Source organism: Polynucleobacter sp. HIN11 (genome assembly GCF_030297675.1).
Lineage (GTDB): Bacteria > Pseudomonadota > Gammaproteobacteria > Burkholderiales > Burkholderiaceae > Polynucleobacter.
Map to the genome: position 1 here is coordinate 1,722,643 of NZ_AP028142.1, position 21,114 is coordinate 1,743,756.

The following is a 21,114-nucleotide window of genomic DNA, read 5'->3' on the forward strand; positions in this document are numbered from 1 at the left end:
AGATACACTCTTGGTATGAACAATCCGTTTCCAAAACTATTATCGTCGCAAGTCGCTTTTGATATGGCCCAAACCCTGCTGCAAGGATTTATGCGCCATTACAGCATTTTCAGAGATGCTGGCCGCTTAGCCAAGGCAGCATTTGAGAACCAAGATTGGCATGGCATTCGCCAGCTACTACGGGATCGGATCACCTTTTATGACCAACGGGTTCTTGAAACAGCCCGCCACCTTGAGGAAGAGTTTGACGCACCTGCCTTGTCCGATGAAATTTGGCAGCAGGTGAAATTACATTACATCGGACTTTTATCGAATCTACATCAGCCAGAGTTAGCAGAAACATTTTTTAACTCGGTCACCACACGGATTCTGGCAAGTAAGTATTTCAATAACAAATTTATCTTTGTGCGCCCCACCATATCCACTGAATATTTAGAAAACGATGAGGCCCCCTCAAAGCCGTCCTACCGGGCGTACTACCCAGGCGATATTGGGGGTCTTCAAGCTGTCTTAAAAAGTTTGGTTACTAGTTTTGATCTTAAAAACTCCTTTGAAAATTTGGATCGTGATCTTGAGCTAACAACCAAACTCATCAAGCAGTCCCTCTTGAACACAACGAGCTCAACGGATTTTCAGATTCATGCTCTAAGTACACTATTTTTTCGCAATAAGACCGCCTACATCATGGGGCGCATCATTAATGGAGAAAAGATTTCTCCATTGGCGCTGGCTCTGATGCATAACCCAAAAGGTGAATTGATTATTGATGGCATCTTGCTCTCGGAAGTTGACCTGCGTCTTATTTTTAGTTTCACGCATAGTTACTTCTTGGTCGATATGGAGGTCCCATCGGCTTATGTCACGTTTATGCGAAGCCTCTTACCGCATAAACCCCGGGCTGAGCTCTACAACATGGTTGGACTACAAAAACACGGCAAGAATCTGTTTTACCGTGACTTTCAGCATCACCTCATGCATTCCACCGATCAATTTCGGATTGCCCCCGGAATACGGGGTCTGGTGATGCTGGTGTTTGATCTACCGAGCTATCCCTATGTATTTAAGCTCATTAAAGATTATTTTCCGCCACCCAAAGAGACCTCGCGCGATCAAATTATGGCGAAATACCAATTGGTTAAGCAGCATGATCGGGTTGGACGAATGGCTGACTCTCTGGAATTCTCCAATGTTGCCTTTCCGTTAAATCGGTTTACCCCGGAATTACTAGCCGAGCTTGAGGAGCACTGTGCATCACTTTTGGAGTTCAGCGGTGGAAAAGGCCCTGATGCCGAATTAGTCATCAAACATCTTTATATCGAACGGCGCATGACCCCTCTTAATATCCGCCTTCAAGAGGGCTCGCCCGCTGAAATTGAAGACGGTGTGATTCAGTATGGCGAAGCGATAAAAAATCTCATCGCGGCCAATATTTTTCCAGGCGACTTGCTTTATAAAAACTTTGGGGTCACGCGCTATGGACGTGTCGCCTTTTACGACTACGATGAAATTGAATACTTAACCGATTGCGAAATCCGAGAAGTTCCTGCGCCTCGCAATGAAGATGATGAAATGGCGAGCGAGCCCTGGTATCGCATTGGCCCTAAAGATATTTTTCCAGAGACTTATAAAACGTTTTTGCTTGGTAATGATCAAATTCGTGATCTTCTACTTAAACACCATGCTGATCTATTCCAACCTGCAATGTGGCAATCGTATAAGAATCGTTTACTAGCAGGAGAAATTCCTGACTTTATTGAGTATGATCAGTCCTTACGGCTTAGAAATATTTTCCCGGACAATTACCGATGATTCGAAACATAGATGGCAGCATTGGCTCACCATGCGTCAACTGGTGTGAAATGAATCCTACCTCAAACTACTGTTATGGCTGCTTTCGAAGCATTGATGAAATCGCAAATTGGTCTGTCTTCAGCGAGGCAGAAAAAGAAGCGGTTTGGCAGTCGCTAACCTTACGCCAGGCGATTGCGAAGTCTAACGATTAACGTCCACAATCACGCGACCACGAACCTTGCCGTTCATCAAATCTTCAGCATATTGAATACTCTCACCCAAGGAAATTTCCTTAGCAATCGTCATTAATTGCTCAGGTTTACACAAGGATGCGAGCTGGGCCCAAGCCTCAATGCGTTTTTGCTTTGGCTGAGTAACGCTATTGATTCCATAGAGGGTAACGCCCCGCAAAATGAATGGGGCAACCGTAGCCGGAAAATCCATTCCCTGTGCTAGACCGCATGCGGCAACCGCACCATTAGCCTTAGTGGCAGCACATGCATTCGCTAAGGTATGACTTCCTACTGAATCAACCACCCCGGCCCAGCGCTCTTTTGCTAAAGGCTTGCCTGGCTGAGATAAGGAGGCACGATCAATCACCTCAGATGCGCCAAGTGATTTCAAATAATTTGCTTCTTCAGGACGGCCGCTACTAGCGACAACGGTATAGCCCAATTGATTCAAAAGACTAATTGCAAAACTACCTACTCCACCTGCTGCACCAGTTACCAAAATTTCACCATCGGCAGGCTTCAGACCATGTTGTTGAAGCGCCATAATGCACAGCATGGCGGTATACCCTGCTGTCCCAATCGCCAAGGATTGCTTAGGTGTAAAGGCTTTGGGTAAGGGAATCAGCCACTCAGACTTCACACTTGCCAACTGGGCCAAGCCGCCCCAGTGAGACTCCCCCACACCCCAACCGTTTAATACCACTAGATCACCAACCTTAAACTCGGGACTCTGACTTTCAATGACCTCTCCGGTTAAGTCAATTCCAGGGATCATCGGAAATTGCCGAACAATTGGACCCTTACCCGTAATTGCTAAGCCATCCTTGTAATTTAAGGTCGAGTAATGCACCTTAATCCGGACATCCCCTGCGGGTAAGGCGCTCTCATCAAGGTCACTTAATTGAGCACGATAACCTTGTTCGTCTTTATTAATTAAAATGGCTTTAAACATAGCAGATTCCAAAATAGATTAAATATTGAATGCGTGTACTTTATAAAACCGTTTATCCTACTGTGTCAGGATCGATTATGGGGCTTTTCATGAAACGTATTGTATTAATAGTTGTGACCCCTCTTGTTTTAAGCGCCTGCGCCTCGACCGAGCTAACGATGTCTTTAGGCAATATGCGCTTAATTAGCTCGAGCGCCGATCCTCAGCAAGTGATGGATTTTGCAAATAAAGTCTGTAAAGATGACTTTTATATGGGCGCCAGTTTTATTTCTAAAGCAGGCAAAGATTATCGGTTTAAATGTGTCAGGGCCGATGAAAATGAAGCTCTAGTTCCCATTCCCACCACCAAAATCAATCCGTCTAAATAAAGTTTTTTCATTGCAAACTCAATTCTCATCCCTCGAGTTAAGACAAGCGTTTTCTAGCTTTCCAACTGGTGTCACGGTCATCACGGGGCTTGGCTCAGATAAAAAACCGGTTGGCATTACGATAAGTTCATTCAATACCGTATCTCTATCGCCCCCCCTCATTTTATGGAGCATTGGAAAACAATCTGACATGAAAGATTGTTTTAGTGTTGGACAACGACAGCTGATTCATGTCCTAGAAGCCAATCAAAAGGATCTGGCTCTCATTTTTGCCAAGCAAATCAAGAAAAATATTCTTGAACTAAATCACAGTATCAATAGTAGTGGTTTATATCAACTCGCAGACTGCGCCGCCTATTACGAGTGCGAGACTGTTGCAGTACATGATGGTGGCGATCATCAAATTATTGTAGCTCGCGTTTTAGCGATTGAACACGATCCAGATTTACAACCATTGCTGTTTGCACATAGCCAATTTACACAACTCGCATTTGATCCAGAAGGGAGCCTCTGATGATGACGCTTTGGGGCAGAAAATCATCCATTAATGTTCAAAAAGTATTGTGGGTACTTGCTGAACTAGAGCTTGTTGAGGGACGCGACTTTGAACGGATCGATGCCGGTCTACACTTTGGAGTCAATAAAACGCCCGAGTTTTTAGCACTGAACCCCAACGGTTTAGTACCGACTTTACGAGATGGTGAGTTAATCCTTTGGGAATCAAATTCTATCTTGCGCTATCTAGCCCACAAGTACGCTGATCGCAAGCGCTTCTCAGTTGAACTTGCGCCGATGGCAGCCTCTGATAAATGGCTCGATTGGCAATTAACAACCCTGTGGCCAGCCCTTCGTATCCCGTTTTTAGGATTAACGCGCATTCCTGAGGCCGAGAGGGACTACGCGGCAATCCATAAGGCATTCCAAGAGTCCAATCAATTGCTGGGGATTCTCGATGGTGTTTTGAGCAAGCAAGCCTATTGCTCAGGCCCTAGCTTTCACTTAGGTGACATTGTTCTAACTCTATGCGTCAAGCGCTGGTTCATGCTGAGCGATCAATACCCAGACAAAACAGGTCCACGCGCAGAGTTAAACCATATTGCCCGTTGGTACGACCAAATTTGTAAATCAACTCAATTTACCAAAGCGGTTGAACAGTAATTAAACCTGCTTAAATTTCTTTTGTTGGTGATCGGCACCGATGTAGAGATACATCGCCGGCACTACAAATAAAGTAAATAGTGTACCGATAGCAAGGCCAGTAAAGATCACGATTCCCATTGATTGACGGCCGGCCGCCCCAGCGCCTGAGGCAATCACGAGTGGAATAACGCCCAATACCATCGCAGCGGTCGTCATCAAAATTGGGCGCAGACGCACACTGCTTGCCTCGATAATGGCTTCAAGCTTTGAACGTCCAGCTTCTTGAAGCTCATTGGCAAACTCCACCATCAGAATTCCGTGTTTACTAATTAATCCCATTAAGGTTACTAATCCCACCTGGGTATAGACGTTTAAGGTGGTAAATCCAAGGTTAATAAAGATTAATGCCCCAAATAATGCAAGCGGCACTGAAACCAGAATTACTAAAGGATCACGGAAGCTCTCAAACTGAGCGGCCAAAACCAAAAAGACGATTAATACAGCAAACATCATGGTCACCAAAAATCCACCCGACTCAGCCTTAAACTGACGCGATGGCCCTGCATAATCGATCGAGTAGCCCGATGGTGCAGCTTCTTTAATCGTTTGCTCCAGAAAATCTAAGACCTCTTCTTGGGAAACGAATGGCGTACTGACACCACTAATCGTCGCTGAATTTAACTGCTGAAAGCGATTAATCGATTGGGGTACAACGCGACTTTGTATCGTCGCAATGGTTCTCACCTGAATCATCGCTCCTGTCGGCGTTTTAATGTAATAGTCCAAAATCTGATCGGGGTTTAATCGATCCGCCTGCTTTACCTGTGGAATAACTCGATAGGAGCGGCCTGCGACTGAGAAGTAATTAACAAAGCCACCACCTAAGGCGGCAGATAAAGCATTACCAACATCTCGCTGGGTCATTCCCAAAGCAGCTACTTTCTCACGATCAATTTGCAATACATCTTGGGGCTTATCAATCTTTAGATCAGAATCGACGAAGAAAAACATACCACTTTGTCTGGCTTTATCAAGAACTGCTTGGGATACCTCGTTTAAATTGGAATAGGGCTCTGTCGTATTGATAACTACCTGAACAGGAAAACCCTGGGCACCTGGCAGTGCTGGAAACTGGAATGCAGCAATCCGTGTTCCTGCAATGCTATTCCATTTATTTTGAAGGTCTTCTTGGAATTTACTCGCACTGCGACTGCGCTCGCCCCAATCTTTCATAATCACGCCACCAAAACTTGAATTTGGGCTCGTGATCTGAAACATTTGCTTGTATTCGGGCTCTTTACTCGCAATCTGAAAAACTTGATCGGCATACCCCTGCATTTGATTCACAGTGGAATTAGGCGGCCCAACTGCTGAGACCAAAACGATACCCTGGTCTTCAGTGGGAGCAAGCTCAGAGCGAGCGGTTGCATAGAGATACACAACCCCGATTAGCAATAAAACGCCCATCACGATGATGACCTGCCAAGTTGATAGCAGGTCTCGCAATGTGTTTTGGTACGAATGTCGCACGCCCTCAAACACTCGATCGATCTTTTTCACAAAAGGAGACATCTCTTCCTCTTGTGAAAATAATCGTGAGCACATCATCGGTGATAGCGTTAATGCAACCACCCCGGAAACGGCGACTGCCCCCGCTAGCGTAAATGCAAACTCGGTAAATAGGGCTCCAGTTAACCCCCCCTGAAACCCAATCGGGATATAAACAGCGATCAATACGATTGTCATCGCCAGAATTGGATTCCCCAACTCTCGTGCTGCAATCAGGGATGCCTCGAGCGGTGACTTACCCTCTTTCATATGGCGATCAACGTTTTCGACCACGATAATGGCGTCGTCCACCACCAAGCCAATCGCTAACACTAAGGCCAACAATGTCAATAGGTTGATCGAATAACCAAGGACTTGCATCATGAAAAAGGTGCCAATCAATGACAATGGCATGGCAAGTACGGGTACTGCAACCGCACGGTAGCTACCCAAAAATAGGTAGATCACGACCGTCACAATAATCAAAGCTTCTAAGAGCGTTTGAACGACCTCTTCAATGGAAGTATTAATAAAGTCGGTTGAGTCATACACAATCTTGGCATTTAATCCAGTTGGCAATTGCTTCTGAATATCGGGGAACGTATCCCGAACCCGCTTAGCCACATCCAAAAGATTTGCATCGGGTGCGACCTTAATACCAATGAAGACCGACTGCTTGCCATTAAACGCGACATTATTGTTGTAGTCTTCAGAGCCCAAGGTGACTGTTGCAACTTGGTCCAAATACACAATATCCGCGCCATTGCGCTTAATAATCAATTTACGGAATTCATCTAAGGAATGGAGATCAGTATTGGCCACTAAATCCACCGAAACCATTTGCCCTTTAGTACTTCCTACGGGAGCCAAATAATTATTGGCTGCCAGTGCCGCATATACATCGTCTGGAGCAACGCCAAGGCCTGCCATTCGGTCACGATCAAGCCAAGCTCGCAGGGCAAATTTACGACCACCTAGGATCTCGGCATTTTGCACGCCGTTAATTGAATCCAATTTAGGCTTAACAACACGTAATAAATAATCGGTAATGCTGTTATTAGCAATGTCGTCGCTATAAAAGCCCATATACATTGCCGCGGTCGTTTGCCCCACCTGCACAGTCAAAATGGGTTGTTGTGCTTGGGGCGGCAATTGATTGCGTACCGAACTAATCTGTGTATTGATCTGAGTGAGCGCCTGATTAGCATCGTAATTGAGGCGCAGAGTAGCGGTGATAGTAGAGACGCCACTGATACTGATAGAGGATAAATAATCAATACCCTGAGCTTGAGCAATGGCTCCCTCCAGAGGCTGCGTAATAAATCCAGCAATCGTCTCTGGATCCGCACCAAAATAGGTCGTCGTGATCGTGACTACTGCATTTTGGGTTTGGGGATACTGATTAACAGGCAATGAACCAACTGCTTTGAGGCCCAATAGCAAAATCAGTAAGCTGACCACGATAGCAAGGACAGGGCGACGGATAAATAAATCCGTCCATTGATGGCGCTGAAAATCTTCGCTCATTGCTCTTGTGGTTTTGGATCCGGTGAATTAGCTGGTAAAACGCTGTTATTCACGATTAAAGGGGTACCGTTTTTCAATTTCAACTGTCCGCTGGTGACAACGGTCATACCAGGCTCTAAACCTTTAAGAATAGCAACCTGGTCGCCTCGGGTGGGTCCAGTGGTGACAAAGACCTGCTGCGCCTCAAGAACAGGAGCGCCTTTTTTATCTAGGCGATTGGTTTTCTTAGCGATAAATACGGTGCTGCCATACGGATTGTAGGTAACAGCGGTTTGGGGCAAGGTTAGCAACTCAACTTTATCGCCCAAATTAATGTTGACATTCGCAAACATACCAGGCAAGAGCTTCTTGTCTGGATTACTAATTTGAGCCTCAATCTGAATATTGCGAGTATTGAGCTCCACCTTGGGACTAACGGCCGTAATTTTTCCAATAAATGGCGTTTCTTTAAATGCATCGGTCTGCAACTCAATGGTTTGACCCACCTCGATAATACCGGCGGAGCTTTGTGGCAAGGTGAAATCCACAAAAATAGGATCAATGGTCTGCAAAGTTAATAGTTTGTCACCAGGATTGACGTACTGGCCAGGATTAATCGTGACGATGCCAACGCGACCGCTAAATGGAGCCTTGAGATTCTTTTTGGCAATTAAAGCAATTTGCTGTTCTACCTGCGCTTGCTTTGCCTTCATATCCGCAGTGCTGGTGTCATAGACATTCTTACTGATCGCCTGAATCGCTAATTGAGCCTTATCACGCTCATTAATCACCTTCGCTAAATCAGCCATCGCTTTTAAAGAGTTCAGTTGGGCGACATCCGCGGAGTCATTGAGCTTGATAAGCAATGAACCTTCTTTAACATCCACTCCGGACTTTACCGGAACTTTTACAACCAATCCGCCAACTTCAGTACTTAGATCAACGCCCCGGAATGCGCGCACATTACCGACACTGTTCATGCGGGGTTGCCATTCTTGTTTTTCAATAACAGTAGTGGTCACCGTCGCAGGAGGAATCCCCATGCCCGCCATAAACCGATTAAACATGAATGTTTTTAATTGGTTAAATCCGAAGATTAGACCTAACAAAATAAATACCCCAACCAGCATCACTATCATGCGACGCTTTAAGGGGGGCATTTGCATTAAAGCGGCGTATGCTTTGGTCTTTTCAAAACGCTCACGCGGGCGCAGACGAGCCCCAATCCAAGCAAATGGTGCCCAGATCAGCCTTAGGGTTTTCTCAGTGAGAAGCGAATTTTTTATCCATGCGATGAGTTGATGAACTAGATTCATGAATCGATCTCTTAATGACTTTGTTTAGGCGGATTAACTTGCTCACTGGCTTGGGCCTGAAAAGCGGGGCCACTGCGATTCCACCAGCCACCACCCAGTGCAGCAAATAATGCGGCAGTATTCGCAAACCGACTTGCTTGCACATCAATCAAGCGGAATTTAGTTTGCTGATACTGTCGCTGAGCAATTAATACTGCGAGATAACTACCAGTACCGAGTTTATATTGTTCCTCTAATAAATTGAGGTACTCCAAGGCATTGCGCTCTGCCTCTGAAGCAGCCCGCAGTGCAAGAGCGTCACTCTCAAGGGCTTGCAGCGCATTTGCTACTTCTTGAAATGCATTCAATACCGTTGCTTGATACTGAAATACTGCAGCCTCATAGGTTGCAATAGCGCCACGCCGTTGAGCTAGCAATGCACCCCCTTGAAATAAAGGCTGAAATACCCCGCCAGCCACAGACCAAATAGCAGCATTTGGTCCAAATAAGGCGCCAGTCGTCAAAGCCTGCGAGCCCATCGCGCCACTTAAGGTGATTTGAGGCAAGAGGTTAGCAGTTGCAACACCTACTAACGCATTCGTTGACTTGATATATGCCTCGGCGGCACGAATATCAGGACGTTGGCGAACCAGATCCGATGGGATTGAAAGTGGGATGCGCTCCGGTAGGTTCAGTTTAGCTAGATCAAACTTAGCCAACTGTGCATTACCAGGAAAATCGCCCACATAAACTGCCAATTGATTTCGGGTGAACGAAAGATTCTTATCAATATTCAATAAATCAATTTGTGAGCTGGCTGCAAGCGAAACCTGTGAAGTTAGATCAACGCGCGATGCTGTTCCTATTTCTAACTGCTTACTAATTAGATCAGCCAGATTTTTCTGGGACTCGTAGATCTCTAAATTGGATTGATATTGAGCACGAAGTGCAGCCTCGCGAATTGCCGTCGTGACAATATTGGCTGTCAAACTTAGGTAAGCACCTTCTAATTGAAATCCGGTGATTTCTGCTTGGGCCTGGGCGCTCTGCACGGCACGTCGCGCCCCTCCAAATACATCCAAGTTGTAATTTACGGAAACCGAGGTATTGTAAAGATTGAATATGTTTGGATTGCCTGAGCTGAGCCCAAAGGTCGACGGCGTAATTTGTTGGCGCGTTGCTGATGCTCCCAAACCAATACTTGGAAACAATAAAGATCCAAAGGCTGCGTTCGCATTCTCTTGAGCAGCTCGCAAAGTTGCATCAGCTGAGGCTAGGGTTGGATTCCGCTTTAAAGCTTGCTTGATGAGTGCATCTAATTCAGGGGAACGATACAGAGACCACCACTCCGCTGGAATATCAGCAGCAGGATCTAAGGACTGTTTTGTTCCACCAATACTTGGTGCAGTTGCCAACTCTGAGGAAACGGGTTTTTCTGTATAAGAAGCAACTTTTGGAGCATCGGGTTTTTTAAAGTCTGGACCCACAGCGCAGGCCGTTAAGCCAAGGCAAACCAAAAGACTAAAGCCATGCTTGAGTGGATTTAGCGAAATGGAATGACAAAGAGAATATTGAAAATCGAAAAGGCTCTTCACACCTATTATTTGACCACAACGAGCTTAGTTTTGGATGAATTACTCGACCGTAACGCTTTTAGCTAAATTACGTGGTTTATCAACATCTGTACCAAGGGCTACTGCGGTGTGATAAGCCAAGAGCTGGAGCGGAATAACGTGTAATAGCGGGGATAAATTACCGTAATGCTCTGGTAAGCGAATCACCTGAATACCATCTTCACTTCTAATTTCGGTACCCTGGTCAGCGAAGACATAAAGGCGACCTCCGCGAGCTTTGACCTCTTGCATATTCGATTTCAGTTTTTCGAGCAACAAGTCATTAGGCGCTACGGTAACAACCGGCATCGCCTCAGTCACTAAAGCAAGCGGTCCGTGCTTGAGCTCACCAGCTGGATAAGCTTCCGCATGGATATAAGAAATCTCTTTTAACTTTAGGGCGCCCTCAAGTGCGATCGGGAAATGCAAGCCGCGCCCTAAGAAAAGCGCATTTTGACAATTCGCGAATGCCTGGCTCCAGGCAATGATTTGTGGCTCTAATGCCAATACAGCATGAATGGCTTGTGGCAAATGGCGCAAATCATCGAATACTTTCTTCTCGGCCAGAAGTGATAAATGCCCTGAGCGTTTGGCAATCGCATTAGCCAACAGGTAAAGAGCAACTAATTGAGTAGTGAAGGCCTTGGTAGACGCTACTCCAACTTCAGTGCCGGCGTGTGTCAAAAAGTGCCATTTCGTTTCTCGCACCATCGCGCTCGACGCTACATTGCAAATTGATAAGCTTAGTGGGTGACCTAGCTCTTTGGCATGACGTAAGGCGGCTAAGGTGTCTGCTGTTTCTCCAGATTGGGAGACAACCACAATCAAGGTTCTTGGATTTGGAATCGATTGTCGATACCGGTATTCGCTAGCAATTTCAACCTGCGTCGGAATCTTTGCAATGTCTTCAAACCAATATTTAGCGACGCAGGCTGAGTAATAACTTGTTCCGCAGGCAAGGATCAATACCTGATCAAATTCCTGCCACTCTTGCGGACCCGCAGCAAATAAAGCCGGGCCAAGTTCAGCAATATTTGCAATCGTGTCGGAGACCGCACGGGCTTGCTCAAATATCTCCTTTTGCATGAAGTGCTGATAGGGCCCCAATTCAACTGCTTGCGCCTGAACGGGCATCGGTGTAATTTCACGCGTCATCGCCTGACCGGTTCGATCCCAAACCTCAAATCCATTAATAGTCATAGCAACCAGATCGCCCTCTTCTAAATAAGCCATGGTTTTGGCCTTACCGGCTAAAGCAAGCGCATCTGAAGATAAGTAGTGGCCATCTTCACCGATTGCAATAATGAGCGGTGAGCCGGCACGAGCGCCCACTAAGAGATGGGGCTCGGCTTGAGCAATGACGGCAATCGCATAAGCACCTTTTAATTGTTCGATCGCTTGCGCAACTGCGTTCTTTAGATCTGGCTTAGCAAGCTTAATAAATTCCTGATGAACTAAATGGGCAATGACCTCGGTATCAGTTTCCGATTCAAACACATAGCCAGATGCTTTTAGCTGATCGCGCAATACTTCATAATTTTCAATGATGCCGTTATGCACAACCGCTATTTGACCATTCGAAATATGTGGGTGCGCATTATGCGTATCGGGTCTGCCATGCGTCGCCCAACGCGTGTGCGCGATCCCAACCTGACCACAAAACTCCTGTGCTTGCTTTGCCAAATCAGCCACACGCGCAGTAGTTCTAGCTCGCTCGATCGGATGACCCGGTTGCTGACTATCAATCACGGCGAATCCGCAGGAATCATACCCACGATACTCTAAGCGTCGCAATCCCTCGATTAGGGTATCGACTACATTTGTTTTGGCAACTGCCCCAACGATTCCACACATAAAAAGGATTTACTTTCGAGCAATCTTTTTTGTTTTTGGCGACGCACTTTTCAATTTCGTGGGACGTTGCCATTCAATCGAAATTTGCTTTGCCCGCGATACAGTTAATTTTCCTGCAGGTGCATCCTTGGTGAGTGTAGTGCCTGCACCTAGCGTGGCGCCTTTGCCTACCTTTACAGGGGCAACCAACTGCGTATCCGAGCCAATAAATACATCGTCTTCAATCACTGTTTGGTGCTTATTAACTCCATCGTAATTGCAAGTAATCGTGCCTGCGCCAATGTTGACGCGTGATCCAACAATCGAATCACCCACATACGCTAAGTGATTGGCTTTGCTCTGTGATGCAATTTTGCTATTTTTAACTTCTACAAAATTGCCAATATGAACATCGCTTGCCAATTCAGCGCCCGGCCGAATCCGTGCATAGGGTCCTATTCGATTAGCAGGGCCAATCCTAGCGCCGTCAAGATGGCTAAATGCTTCGATCGTGGTGCCCTCTCCAATGTTCGTATCTTTTAAGACGCAATAGGGTCCGATGCGAACCTGATCAGCTAGGGTTACGATTCCTTCAAAAACACAACCGACATCAATCCATACATCCTTGCCACAGCGCAACTCACCGCGAACATCGATTCGATTAGGATCAAAAAGCGTGACACCATTCTCTAAAAGCGCTTGAGCGATCTGACGCTGCAACACGCGCTCTAACTCCGCTAATTGTATGCGGTCGTTTACCCCCAGAATCTCATAATCATCGATCGCTTGGGCAGATCGCACTGGCACACCCGCCTTAACCGCCATGGCGATGACATCCGTTAAGTAATATTCACCTTGCGCATTTTTAGCTTTAATCCCTTTAAGCCACTTGCCCAATTGCTTAGTGGGCAAAACCATGATGCCGGTATTAATTTCTGAAATCGAGCGAATGGTCGAATTAGCATCCCTTTCCTCAACAATGGCTTGCACATTGCCATCAAGGTCGCGCACAATACGACCATAACCAAATGGATTTTGCATGCGGTGAGTTAGTAAACCAACTGCTCCATCGCTTAAGCGGGCAAGCTTATTTAAGGTTTCTTTAGAACATAGGGGTACATCGCCATACAACACGAGTGTGGGCAACGCAGGATTTAATTTTGGCAAAGCTTGCAATAGTGCATGGCCCGTTCCTTTTTGCTCTTTTTGCAAAACGGTCTTGACCTTATTAAAGCGCTGATCAAAATCAGCTAAATGGCCTAAGAATGTTTGAACCTGTTGTGCACCATGCCCAATCACAACAAGCGGCTGGGCCTTGGGCACAAGCGCTAATGCGGTTTCAAGCACATGCTGTAGTAACGGTTTTCCCGCTAGAGGCTGCAATACCTTTGGCAAAGCGGATTTCATACGCTTGCCTTGCCCAGCAGCCAAGATGACGATATTCATGGGATTAATTATAGGGCTTAGAAGCAAGCTAGTGATGCAGATGGACGTACTTTAGTCTTTATGGATCCAGGTTAGCGATGACCAAGCGGGCTCTGTTGCGACACACACATCAATACCCTCATCGATTGCACGATCACCCTCATACGATTTAACGAAATGGGTCAAATCCGAGTGAATAGATAGATTCTGAAAATCAAAAGCGTCTTGGTCTAAAAGGTGAGATGGAACAATGTGATGTAAGGAGCGAAACAGGTTTTCAATCCGACCAGGAAACTCCTTCTCCCACTCCCGTAGTAATTTTTTCATGGCAGCCCTTTGCAAATTGGGCTGACTGCCACATAAATCACAAGGAATGATTGGAAACTGCATCGATTGTGCATAGCGCTCGATTAATTTTTCAGGAACATACGCTAAAGGCCGAATGACCAAATGACGTCCATCATCAGAGCGCAATTTAGGCGGCATTGCTTTTAACTTGCCTCCATAAAACATATTGAGTAGCAATGTTTCTAAGATGTCATCGCGGTGGTGACCTAATGCGATCTTAGTTGCCCCCAGCTCATCGGCAACTCGATACAAAATCCCACGACGTAAACGAGAACATAATCCGCAGGTTGTTTTCCCCTCAGGAATCACCCGCTTCACAATGCTATAGGTATCTTGCTCTTCAATATGAAAAGGGATATTGAGTTCGCGTAAATAATTAGGTAGCGTGTCACTGGGAAAGTTAGGTTGTTTTTGATCTAAGTTCACAGCAACCAGATCAAATGAAATCGGCGCCCGCTCACGTAACTTCAATAAAATATCAAGTAAGGTATAGCTATCCTTACCGCCAGACAGACACACCATCACCTTATCACCATCGGCAATCATGCCAAAATCACCGATCGCTTGACCAACCAGGCGACATAGTTTTTTATCTAGCTTATTCTCTTCAAATGCTTGCTTACGAGGGTCTACCATCGGCGGCTCCCATTAGTCAGATGCTTGCTTCATCTTAAAGACTTCAACACCAACCGCTTCACAATCCGGATAGACATCGGGCTTTGCAGTACTAACTCGTACCGCCATCACATTTGGATGCTCAAGAATTGCTGCCACGATCTCATCGCAGAGGGTTTCTTGTAAATGAATATGGCCGCGTTTAACGCGCTCTACGATGGTCTTTCGAATGAAATCATAATCAAGTACCTCTTCTAAAAGATCTTGCTTCGGGGTATTTAGTTCCAGGGGAACATAAATCTCGACATTGAAGATCACCCTCTGCTCAGCGCGCTTCTCAAAATCATGAACGCCAATATTGATATAAACCTCGTAGTCTTTCAAAAAGAGACGTCGACAATGAATCAGGCTTGGATGAGATAGTAATGAGTGCATAGAAGCTGTTATTTAATTTTGAACATCACATCCCGATCGGATGCAAGTAAATGTTGTCCGCCATCAACATATAGCGCAGTCCCCGTAATCGACTTAGCATTGGCTAAGAAAAATGCGGCGCTCGCAATATCCTGTGCGGTAGATGATTGCCCCAGCGGAGTAGCTTGGTGGGCTTTCTCAAACTCGGATTGATTTTGATCACCCGATGGCAAGGTAATCCCTGGGGCCAAACCAACAGAGCGCATATATGGGGCGAAATCGCGAGCCATCATTTCGGTAGCGGTTAATAAGGCACTTTTAGAAAGCGTATACGAAAAATAATCCGGATTTAAATTGATTAACTTTTGATCTAATAATTGAATGGTTGCGGGAACAAAGTCTTTGCTGATTGGCTGAGTCTTAAGATGATGAAACATTGCTTGAGCCATCAGAATTGGGGCTGCAAGATTAATTTGTGCATGGCGCTCAATTAAGTCCGCAGTCACCAAATGATCGTCCTGGCTGGGTCGATCGTATTCGAAAATTGCAGCACTATTAATTAGACAATCAATTCTTGAAAATTGATTGATGCTTTTTTCGATCAAAGATTCGACTTCTGCTTGATGCGACAAATTTGCCTGCAGCGCAATCGCCTTCACTCCCAATCCATGAATCTCAGCAACCACGGCTTTTGCCTCTTGAGTAGATTGGCCATAATGAACAATGACATTCCAGCCTTCGCGAGCAAAATACAGGGCGATTTCTCGACCAAGGCGCTTGGCTGCGCCGGTGACCAAAACTGTCCGATCTGCCATTGTTTTCATGTGCTGTAGAAAAAACTCACTTAGACTAGCGAGCTATGGATATTAACCTGACACGGGCGCAAGCGGAACATTTAGAGGCCATCCTAACCAAAATTTCCCAAGAAATTCAGGAAAAGGGTGGTTGGATCCCCTTTTCACGCTACATGGAGCTCGCCCTGTATCAGCCTAGCCTGGGTTACTACACCAGCGCCCTAGAAAAATTTGGACGCTCTGGTGATTTCATAACCGCTCCAGAAATCAGCCCATTTTTTGGCCAAACCATTGTTAATACGATTCTGCCCGTACTAGAAGGATTAAGAAAGCAGGGGCAACAGACCCGCATCATTGAAATCGGCGCGGGGACAGGGCAGCTTGCCAAGACGATCCTATTGGATCTGCACCGACGCGGCTTTAAGCTCGATGAATATCACATCATTGATGTGTCACCGAATTTAACTGAACGTCAACAAAAATTACTGCTAGACACATGTCGCAGTCATGGGATTGAAACGCATTGTCAGTGGCATTCAGAGGTATTGCCTTCTTTTCATGGCGTCGTTCTGGCCAATGAAGTACTCGATGCAATTCCCTGTGAACGTATTGTGTATCAAGACCATGCTTGGCACTATGCTGGGGTTGGGCTTGGAACAGAGCCTGATCAATTTCTTATATCTGTACCCGGAGAAAAACTAGAGGTCCAACCATTGATCAACTGCGCTAGCAATGGGTATATGACTGAAATCCACCCTCAGGCCGAGGCTTGGTTTGCAAAAGTGATTGATCGGCTCGATGAGGGTTTATTGCTGATAATTGACTACGGCTTTCACCAGCAGGAGTATTACCACCCCCAACGAAATACCGGCACACTCATGGCGCACTTCCATCATCAAGCGCTAAGCAATGTGCTAGCCTTACCCGGTATCTCGGATATCACCTGCCACATCAATTTCTCGAAGCTTTTGCATTCAATAGAGAACAAAGAAAATGTACAGTCATTTTTTTCTAGCCAAGCATCGTACTTGTTGGATGCTGGCATTACCGATTTAGTATTGCAGCAATCCGATCCAAGTGACCCTCAGCAGATGATCGCTATATCGAATGGAATACAGAAATTAATTTCAGAAGCTGAAATGGGAGAGCTCTTCAAAGTATTGGCTTTCGGTAAACACCTAAAAGCTCTTGATTTGGATCTCTATGCACTCCCCGGCTTTGGGGGCCGTAACCGAGTTTATTAAGACAGCGCTTCTTGAATGGTGAAGAGGCGCACCCTCTCAAGCTCCGTATGAATTGCTTTACCTAACTCATTGACATCTGAGCGTTGGCTTACAGACTTCGCAATTTGTCCGGCATCAATACCTATCAATTTGCTAACCAGCTTTTGCCAAACTGCTATATCAATCCCTAGCACCTCAAAAAGACTAAGTAGTTCCATGATACGGTGAGGCTTTCTCCATAAGTCAGCCCGATTAAAAAATGCCAGAATATCGATTGGAATTAATTTGGAGTGCACTGACTCAAAATCCGCCGCAATCTGGCAATATTCGGCAATCTCATTTGGCACCTTCGACCCACGAGCCCACTCCTGGATTTCGGCTGGAGGAATGGTTCTTAATAAACAGGCGATACGCTGATTTAGCTCGGGGCGCGCCGCGACAACTAAATGCATTGAATGCCAAATGCTCTTTTGAGCAGCTTCCTGATGCCACTGTTTCTCAAAGCTAGCTGGCAATACATCCGATAGGGCATTGCACTGATTAAGTGTTTCGATAAAGCGGAGTGGATCTGTTTCTTCCATGGCACGCGCTAGCTCTTGCCAGATGCGCTCCTTTGATAAGGTTTCTAACTCACGCGTGCGAACCATTCGCCCCATGAAAACGAGTGTCTCGGGCGCGATATGAAAATCTAGAAAACGTGCTGCAAATCGGGCAACGCGTAATACCCTTAAAGGGTCCTCTAAAAAGGCATTTGAGACATGTCGCAATATGCCCGCCCTCAGATCAACCTGACCGCCATAGGGATCAACGATCTCTCCGACCGGCTCACCGACATCATTGACTGCTTCGGCCATGGCATTGATGGTCAAGTCGCGCCGTTGCAGATCCTCCTCTAGGGTCACGCTTGGATCTGCATGAAAAGTAAAGCCCTGGTGACCCGGCGCTGTCTTGCGCTCCGTCCTAGCTAGTGCGTATTCTGCATTGGTGATGGGATGCAAAAATACTGGGAAATGACTCCCCACCGGCCGAAATCCTTTTTGCATCATTTCATCGGCAGTTCCGCCAACCACCACGTAATCGACATCATGAACCGCTCTTCCAAGCAAACGGTCCCGTACTGCCCCGCCGACTTGATAAATCTTCAAGTCAGCAAACTCTCAATACGCTGTTTGGCAATCCTAAACTCATCAACCAAAGCGTCTTTTCCACCCGCAGGCAATATATTGGGGATACTCATGGAGGCAATATTGTCACGGGACATTAAAGTGGGGCCTGGGCCAAACTCAAATGCCAATGCCTGAAGGTATCCAACCCAATTTGGCAATGAAACAATGAGACGATCCTTACCCGCTTTGCGAGCCGCAAATTCAACCAATTGTTTCATCGTGAACACTTCAGGACCGACCAAATCATAGGTCTGATGAATGGTATTAGGGTGAGTTAATGCCATGACAAATGCACTGGCAACATCGTTTACGCTTACCGGCTGAAACTTGGCATGTGAATATGCCAATGGAATCACTGGGAATACCTTCGCTAGATTAGCAAATGTATTAATGAACTGATCATGCTCTCCAAAAATGACCGATGGTCTAAAAATGGTCCAATCTAAACCGCTGGCTAGCACCCGATTTTCACCGTCGCCCTTACTGCGTTGATACATGGAAGGGCCATTCGAGTCGGCACCCAAAGCGCTCATGTGCAAATAGCGTCTGAGCTTTTTGGCTTTCATGGCCTCAATGATCATCTGAGGTAAATCCACATGAGCTCTTTTAAAACCAGGGCCATATGGTTTTGCTACTTGATCTTGCAAGATACCAACTAGGTTGATAACCGCTCCGTGTGGCTTTACGTGTCCGCACAATCGTTCAATAACCCCAGGCTGATTTACATCTGCTTCAACTAAGGTCACACTAGGTAATAGCCGTAGGTCTCGCATAGCGCTATAACGCCGCGATGGAATCAATACGGAGTAGCCTTTACTTTGCAGCTTCTGGCTAATTGCCTTGCCAACAAAGCCGCTCCCGCCAATTAATAAAATGTCATGTTTCATGGTAGTTCACTCAATACGGCAGTTTTAGGAGCAATCACTCCCAGGCGTTGTTTCATGGGAGTGGTTTGTCCATCCATTAAAAGTGAATAGTAGCTCGCATTGGCGAGTACATTCTTCACATAAGTACGTGTCTCATTAAAGGGAATCGATTCCACAAAAATTGCTCCTTCAGTGGATTGGTTTAATCTCTCTCGCCACGATTTTGGCCGTGATGGGCCGGCATTGTAGGCGGCAGACGCCAATACCCAAGAGTCATCAAGGTCTTTTAAAACCATATTTAAGTAATGGCTTCCCAAGGTCAAATTTGTTTGCGTTTCTTTGAGACGTTCATTGGTATAGGAATTCATACCGATTTTCTTAGCAACATACTTGGCGGTATTGGGCATCACCTGCATCAAACCCGAAGCGCCCACTGATGATGAGGCGTTGGTAATGAACCGAGACTCTTGACGGATCAAACCATAAGCCCAGGCTAAGTTCAAGTCGATGTTTTTAGCAATTGGACTGAGTTGATCTTTAAAGGGCATTGGATAACGCAGGGCAAAATCATGCTCGCCTTTGGTACGATCGGCCGTATTGACCGTACGATCATATAAATGGATGCGTTTGGCATATTCTGCAGCGGCTAATAACTGGCGATCGCTCATGCCACGTAACTCCCAGTTCCATTCACGATTTCCTTCAAAGCGAAGATTCATGGCGTAAAAACGCTCAGCCCGAGTAAACCCAGGGCGCTTACCCATCTCCTTAATTTCCCCGTCGCTAACTTTCACTTTGGGCGGAATCACAATAGGCTTACCCAACTCCTCGCGGGCTAACTGTCCATAAAAATTAAATTGGTCTTCCAGCAACTGAAACTGCACATTGGCTTTCTCGGGATCGCCCAACTCTTTTAATGATCTGCCGTACCAATAAGTCCAAGCTGGATCGCGTTCGCGAACGACCGTATTCATGGATTCAATCGACTCGCGCACCAGCTGCCAATCGTGAGCCCGTAAAGCCGTACGAACTTTCCATTCCTGAGTTTCTGCGGATAGTAAAGAATTAAAGCCTAATTGCTGTTGACGCCGATAGGCATCGTATGCGTTGCGATCTAAGCGCTTTGCTAAAAATTGCCCAATCACACCCCATGCCATCGCTTGATCTTCTTTGCTATAGCGCAAGCTAGTTTGCAAGAAGTCACGATACGTTTTAGTTGAGTCTGCTCTTGCGCTACGCACTATGCTAGCAATCGGATCCTCTCCGCCGATGCGTCGCCCTGCGGTTTCAAAATTCATTTCAGCAGCAGCGCGACCAAGCGCTCTTGCCTGAGAGTTGGATAGGCCATTTGCCTGGACTAATGCAGGCACCAACTCTTGGCAAGCAGACCCAAACTGGCGAGGATCAACCATGATTTTGAGTGTATCTTGACCAACACGCTTTGCGTCCTCTTGCTTTATCAGCCGTGAATGAAGCGCATAACACTTCACATTCGTATCGTCATCCAAAACAAACTTTGGATACTCTCGATCAAATTGGGTCCAATCTTTTCGCTTGCCAAGAACTAGTAGCCAATCGTTACGCATGCGATCACCAATCGCAGTCCCCTCATAGGTTTTTAGAAAAGCCCCAACCTCTTCGTCGACCGAGGAATCTGCCCGCGCCTCATTTCCCCTATCAAACATTTGGGGTTTGATTCGAAAATACCTCACATAATCCGTATCCGGATAGTTACTTAATTGCGCTGAGAGCTGTTGGGTTTTTGGTACATCATTACGCCGTGCAGCATCGCGTAGCTCAATAAATAATTTATCAGCTTCTGTGATCTCAAAAGGAGTTGGCTGACCTTGGGAAGATTTGTTGAGATTTGGCTTTTTAGCAAAGCCACTTTCCCAGCCTCCCAAGCAAAGTACTAGGATTGCAAAAAGAAGAAAATGCTTGATCGGAGGTTTTGGCATAAAAGCAAAATTTTGGGTCATTTTGT

The 21,114-nt window shown here is 46.1% G+C and carries 17 protein-coding genes and 1 pseudogene; 6 read left to right on the forward strand and 12 right to left on the reverse strand.

Annotated features, from left to right (window positions below):
• The first annotated feature begins 15 nt into the window (after nucleotides 1-15).
• Complete coding sequence (gene aceK, locus QUE60_RS08725) at nucleotides 16-1,809, forward strand: bifunctional isocitrate dehydrogenase kinase/phosphatase (protein ID WP_286226771.1); 1,794 nt, start codon at nucleotides 16-18, stop codon at nucleotides 1,807-1,809.
• Nucleotides 1,806-2,003, forward strand: coding sequence for a DUF1289 domain-containing protein (locus tag QUE60_RS08730; protein ID WP_286223648.1), 198 nt, complete (start codon nucleotides 1,806-1,808; stop codon nucleotides 2,001-2,003). Before aceK ends, QUE60_RS08730 begins: the two co-directional genes overlap by 4 nt.
• On the opposite strand, the gene acuI is transcribed toward QUE60_RS08730, so the two are convergent.
• Complete coding sequence (gene acuI / locus QUE60_RS08735; protein ID WP_286223649.1) at nucleotides 1,993-2,976, reverse strand: acrylyl-CoA reductase (NADPH); 984 nt, start codon at nucleotides 2,974-2,976, stop codon at nucleotides 1,993-1,995. The two genes, QUE60_RS08730 and acuI, sit on opposite strands and share 11 nt — an antisense overlap.
• Before the next feature lie 89 nt (nucleotides 2,977-3,065).
• Between acuI and QUE60_RS08740 the strand changes: the two genes are divergently transcribed.
• The 3 genes from QUE60_RS08740 to QUE60_RS08750 are packed head-to-tail and all read left to right on the forward strand — an operon-like array spanning nucleotide 3,066 to nucleotide 4,502.
• Nucleotides 3,066-3,344: a hypothetical protein gene (locus QUE60_RS08740; RefSeq protein WP_286223650.1), complete on the forward strand. Its 279-nt coding sequence runs from the start codon at nucleotides 3,066-3,068 to the stop codon at nucleotides 3,342-3,344.
• A 10-nt stretch (nucleotides 3,345-3,354) separates the two neighbouring features.
• Nucleotides 3,355-3,858 (forward strand): flavin reductase family protein, encoded by a 504-nt coding sequence (locus QUE60_RS08745; protein ID WP_286226772.1) that lies wholly within the window; start codon nucleotides 3,355-3,357, stop codon nucleotides 3,856-3,858.
• Nucleotides 3,858-4,502: a glutathione S-transferase family protein gene (locus QUE60_RS08750; protein WP_286223652.1), complete on the forward strand. Its 645-nt coding sequence runs from the start codon at nucleotides 3,858-3,860 to the stop codon at nucleotides 4,500-4,502. Before QUE60_RS08745 ends, QUE60_RS08750 begins: the two co-directional genes overlap by 1 nt.
• On the opposite strand, the gene QUE60_RS08755 is transcribed toward QUE60_RS08750, so the two are convergent.
• The 8 genes from QUE60_RS08755 to QUE60_RS08790 all read right to left on the reverse strand — a co-directional run bounded on the left by QUE60_RS08755 (nucleotide 4,503) and on the right by QUE60_RS08790 (nucleotide 15,905).
• Nucleotides 4,503-7,559, reverse strand: coding sequence for an efflux RND transporter permease subunit (locus tag QUE60_RS08755; protein ID WP_286226773.1), 3,057 nt, complete (start codon nucleotides 7,557-7,559; stop codon nucleotides 4,503-4,505).
• A complete protein-coding gene (locus tag QUE60_RS08760; protein ID WP_286224772.1) occupies nucleotides 7,556-8,698 on the reverse strand; it encodes an efflux RND transporter periplasmic adaptor subunit in 1,143 nt (380 codons plus the stop codon). Before QUE60_RS08760 ends, QUE60_RS08755 begins: the two co-directional genes overlap by 4 nt.
• Before the next feature lie 167 nt (nucleotides 8,699-8,865).
• Entirely contained in the window at nucleotides 8,866-10,428 is a 1,563-nt protein-coding gene (locus tag QUE60_RS08765) for an efflux transporter outer membrane subunit (protein WP_286223654.1), read from the reverse strand.
• A 39-nt stretch (nucleotides 10,429-10,467) separates the two neighbouring features.
• Nucleotides 10,468-12,300: a glutamine--fructose-6-phosphate transaminase (isomerizing) gene (glmS, locus tag QUE60_RS08770; RefSeq protein WP_286225364.1), complete on the reverse strand. Its 1,833-nt coding sequence runs from the start codon at nucleotides 12,298-12,300 to the stop codon at nucleotides 10,468-10,470.
• Nucleotides 12,301-12,309: 9 nt separating this feature from the next.
• The gene (glmU, locus tag QUE60_RS08775; protein ID WP_286223656.1) at nucleotides 12,310-13,725 is read right to left on the reverse strand and encodes a bifunctional UDP-N-acetylglucosamine diphosphorylase/glucosamine-1-phosphate N-acetyltransferase GlmU; all 1,416 of its coding nucleotides are present in this window, start codon (nucleotides 13,723-13,725) and stop codon (nucleotides 12,310-12,312) included.
• A gap of 51 nt (nucleotides 13,726-13,776) precedes the next feature.
• Nucleotides 13,777-14,688, reverse strand: coding sequence for a tRNA 2-thiocytidine(32) synthetase TtcA (gene ttcA / locus QUE60_RS08780; protein WP_286223657.1), 912 nt, complete (start codon nucleotides 14,686-14,688; stop codon nucleotides 13,777-13,779).
• A 12-nt stretch (nucleotides 14,689-14,700) separates the two neighbouring features.
• Entirely contained in the window at nucleotides 14,701-15,102 is a 402-nt protein-coding gene (locus QUE60_RS08785) for a dihydroneopterin aldolase (RefSeq protein ID WP_286223658.1), read from the reverse strand.
• Nucleotides 15,103-15,110: 8 nt separating this feature from the next.
• Complete coding sequence (locus QUE60_RS08790; RefSeq protein WP_286226774.1) at nucleotides 15,111-15,905, reverse strand: SDR family oxidoreductase; 795 nt, start codon at nucleotides 15,903-15,905, stop codon at nucleotides 15,111-15,113.
• Nucleotides 15,906-15,940: 35 nt separating this feature from the next.
• Between QUE60_RS08790 and QUE60_RS08795 the strand changes: the two genes are divergently transcribed.
• The gene (locus QUE60_RS08795; RefSeq protein ID WP_286226775.1) at nucleotides 15,941-17,119 is read left to right on the forward strand and encodes a class I SAM-dependent methyltransferase; all 1,179 of its coding nucleotides are present in this window, start codon (nucleotides 15,941-15,943) and stop codon (nucleotides 17,117-17,119) included.
• A gap of 488 nt (nucleotides 17,120-17,607) precedes the next feature.
• On the opposite strand, the pseudogene QUE60_RS09195 reads toward QUE60_RS08795, so the two are convergent.
• The 3 genes and pseudogenes from QUE60_RS09195 to QUE60_RS08810 form a co-directional block, all read right to left on the reverse strand.
• Nucleotides 17,608-18,243: pseudogene (locus QUE60_RS09195) on the reverse strand (hypothetical protein); the annotation flags it as partial.
• On the reverse strand, nucleotides 18,240-19,151 hold the full coding sequence (locus tag QUE60_RS08805) for a complex I NDUFA9 subunit family protein (protein WP_286223662.1): 912 nt from the start codon (nucleotides 19,149-19,151) through the stop codon (nucleotides 18,240-18,242). The gene QUE60_RS08805 and the pseudogene QUE60_RS09195, both read right to left, overlap by 4 nt.
• On the reverse strand, nucleotides 19,148-21,109 hold the full coding sequence (locus QUE60_RS08810) for a lytic transglycosylase domain-containing protein (RefSeq protein ID WP_286223663.1): 1,962 nt from the start codon (nucleotides 21,107-21,109) through the stop codon (nucleotides 19,148-19,150). Before QUE60_RS08810 ends, QUE60_RS08805 begins: the two co-directional genes overlap by 4 nt.
• Nucleotides 21,110-21,114 lie beyond the last annotated feature (5 nt).

What these genes read in the sequence shown, in the direction of transcription:
- aceK (WP_286226771.1), top strand. Translation starts at nt 16, where the DNA reads ATGAACAATCCGTTTCCAAAACTATTATCGTCGCAAGTCGCTTTTGAT.
- QUE60_RS08730 (WP_286223648.1), top strand. Translation starts at nt 1,806, where the DNA reads ATGATTCGAAACATAGATGGCAGCATTGGCTCACCATGCGTCAACTGG.
- acuI (WP_286223649.1), bottom strand. Translation starts at nt 2,976, where the DNA reads ATGTTTAAAGCCATTTTAATTAATAAAGACGAACAAGGTTATCGTGCT.
- QUE60_RS08740 (WP_286223650.1), top strand. Translation starts at nt 3,066, where the DNA reads ATGAAACGTATTGTATTAATAGTTGTGACCCCTCTTGTTTTAAGCGCC.
- QUE60_RS08750 (WP_286223652.1), top strand. Translation starts at nt 3,858, where the DNA reads ATGATGACGCTTTGGGGCAGAAAATCATCCATTAATGTTCAAAAAGTA.
- QUE60_RS08755 (WP_286226773.1), bottom strand. Translation starts at nt 7,559, where the DNA reads ATGAGCGAAGATTTTCAGCGCCATCAATGGACGGATTTATTTATCCGT.
- QUE60_RS08760 (WP_286224772.1), bottom strand. Translation starts at nt 8,698, where the DNA reads ATGCCCCCCTTAAAGCGTCGCATGATAGTGATGCTGGTTGGGGTATTT.
- glmS (WP_286225364.1), bottom strand. Translation starts at nt 12,300, where the DNA reads ATGTGTGGAATCGTTGGGGCAGTTGCCAAAACAAATGTAGTCGATACC.
- glmU (WP_286223656.1), bottom strand. Translation starts at nt 13,725, where the DNA reads ATGAATATCGTCATCTTGGCTGCTGGGCAAGGCAAGCGTATGAAATCC.
- ttcA (WP_286223657.1), bottom strand. Translation starts at nt 14,688, where the DNA reads ATGGTAGACCCTCGTAAGCAAGCATTTGAAGAGAATAAGCTAGATAAA.
- QUE60_RS08785 (WP_286223658.1), bottom strand. Translation starts at nt 15,102, where the DNA reads ATGCACTCATTACTATCTCATCCAAGCCTGATTCATTGTCGACGTCTC.
- QUE60_RS08790 (WP_286226774.1), bottom strand. Translation starts at nt 15,905, where the DNA reads ATGAAAACAATGGCAGATCGGACAGTTTTGGTCACCGGCGCAGCCAAG.
- QUE60_RS08795 (WP_286226775.1), top strand. Translation starts at nt 15,941, where the DNA reads ATGGATATTAACCTGACACGGGCGCAAGCGGAACATTTAGAGGCCATC.
- QUE60_RS08805 (WP_286223662.1), bottom strand. Translation starts at nt 19,151, where the DNA reads ATGAAACATGACATTTTATTAATTGGCGGGAGCGGCTTTGTTGGCAAG.
- QUE60_RS08810 (WP_286223663.1), bottom strand. Translation starts at nt 21,109, where the DNA reads ATGACCCAAAATTTTGCTTTTATGCCAAAACCTCCGATCAAGCATTTT.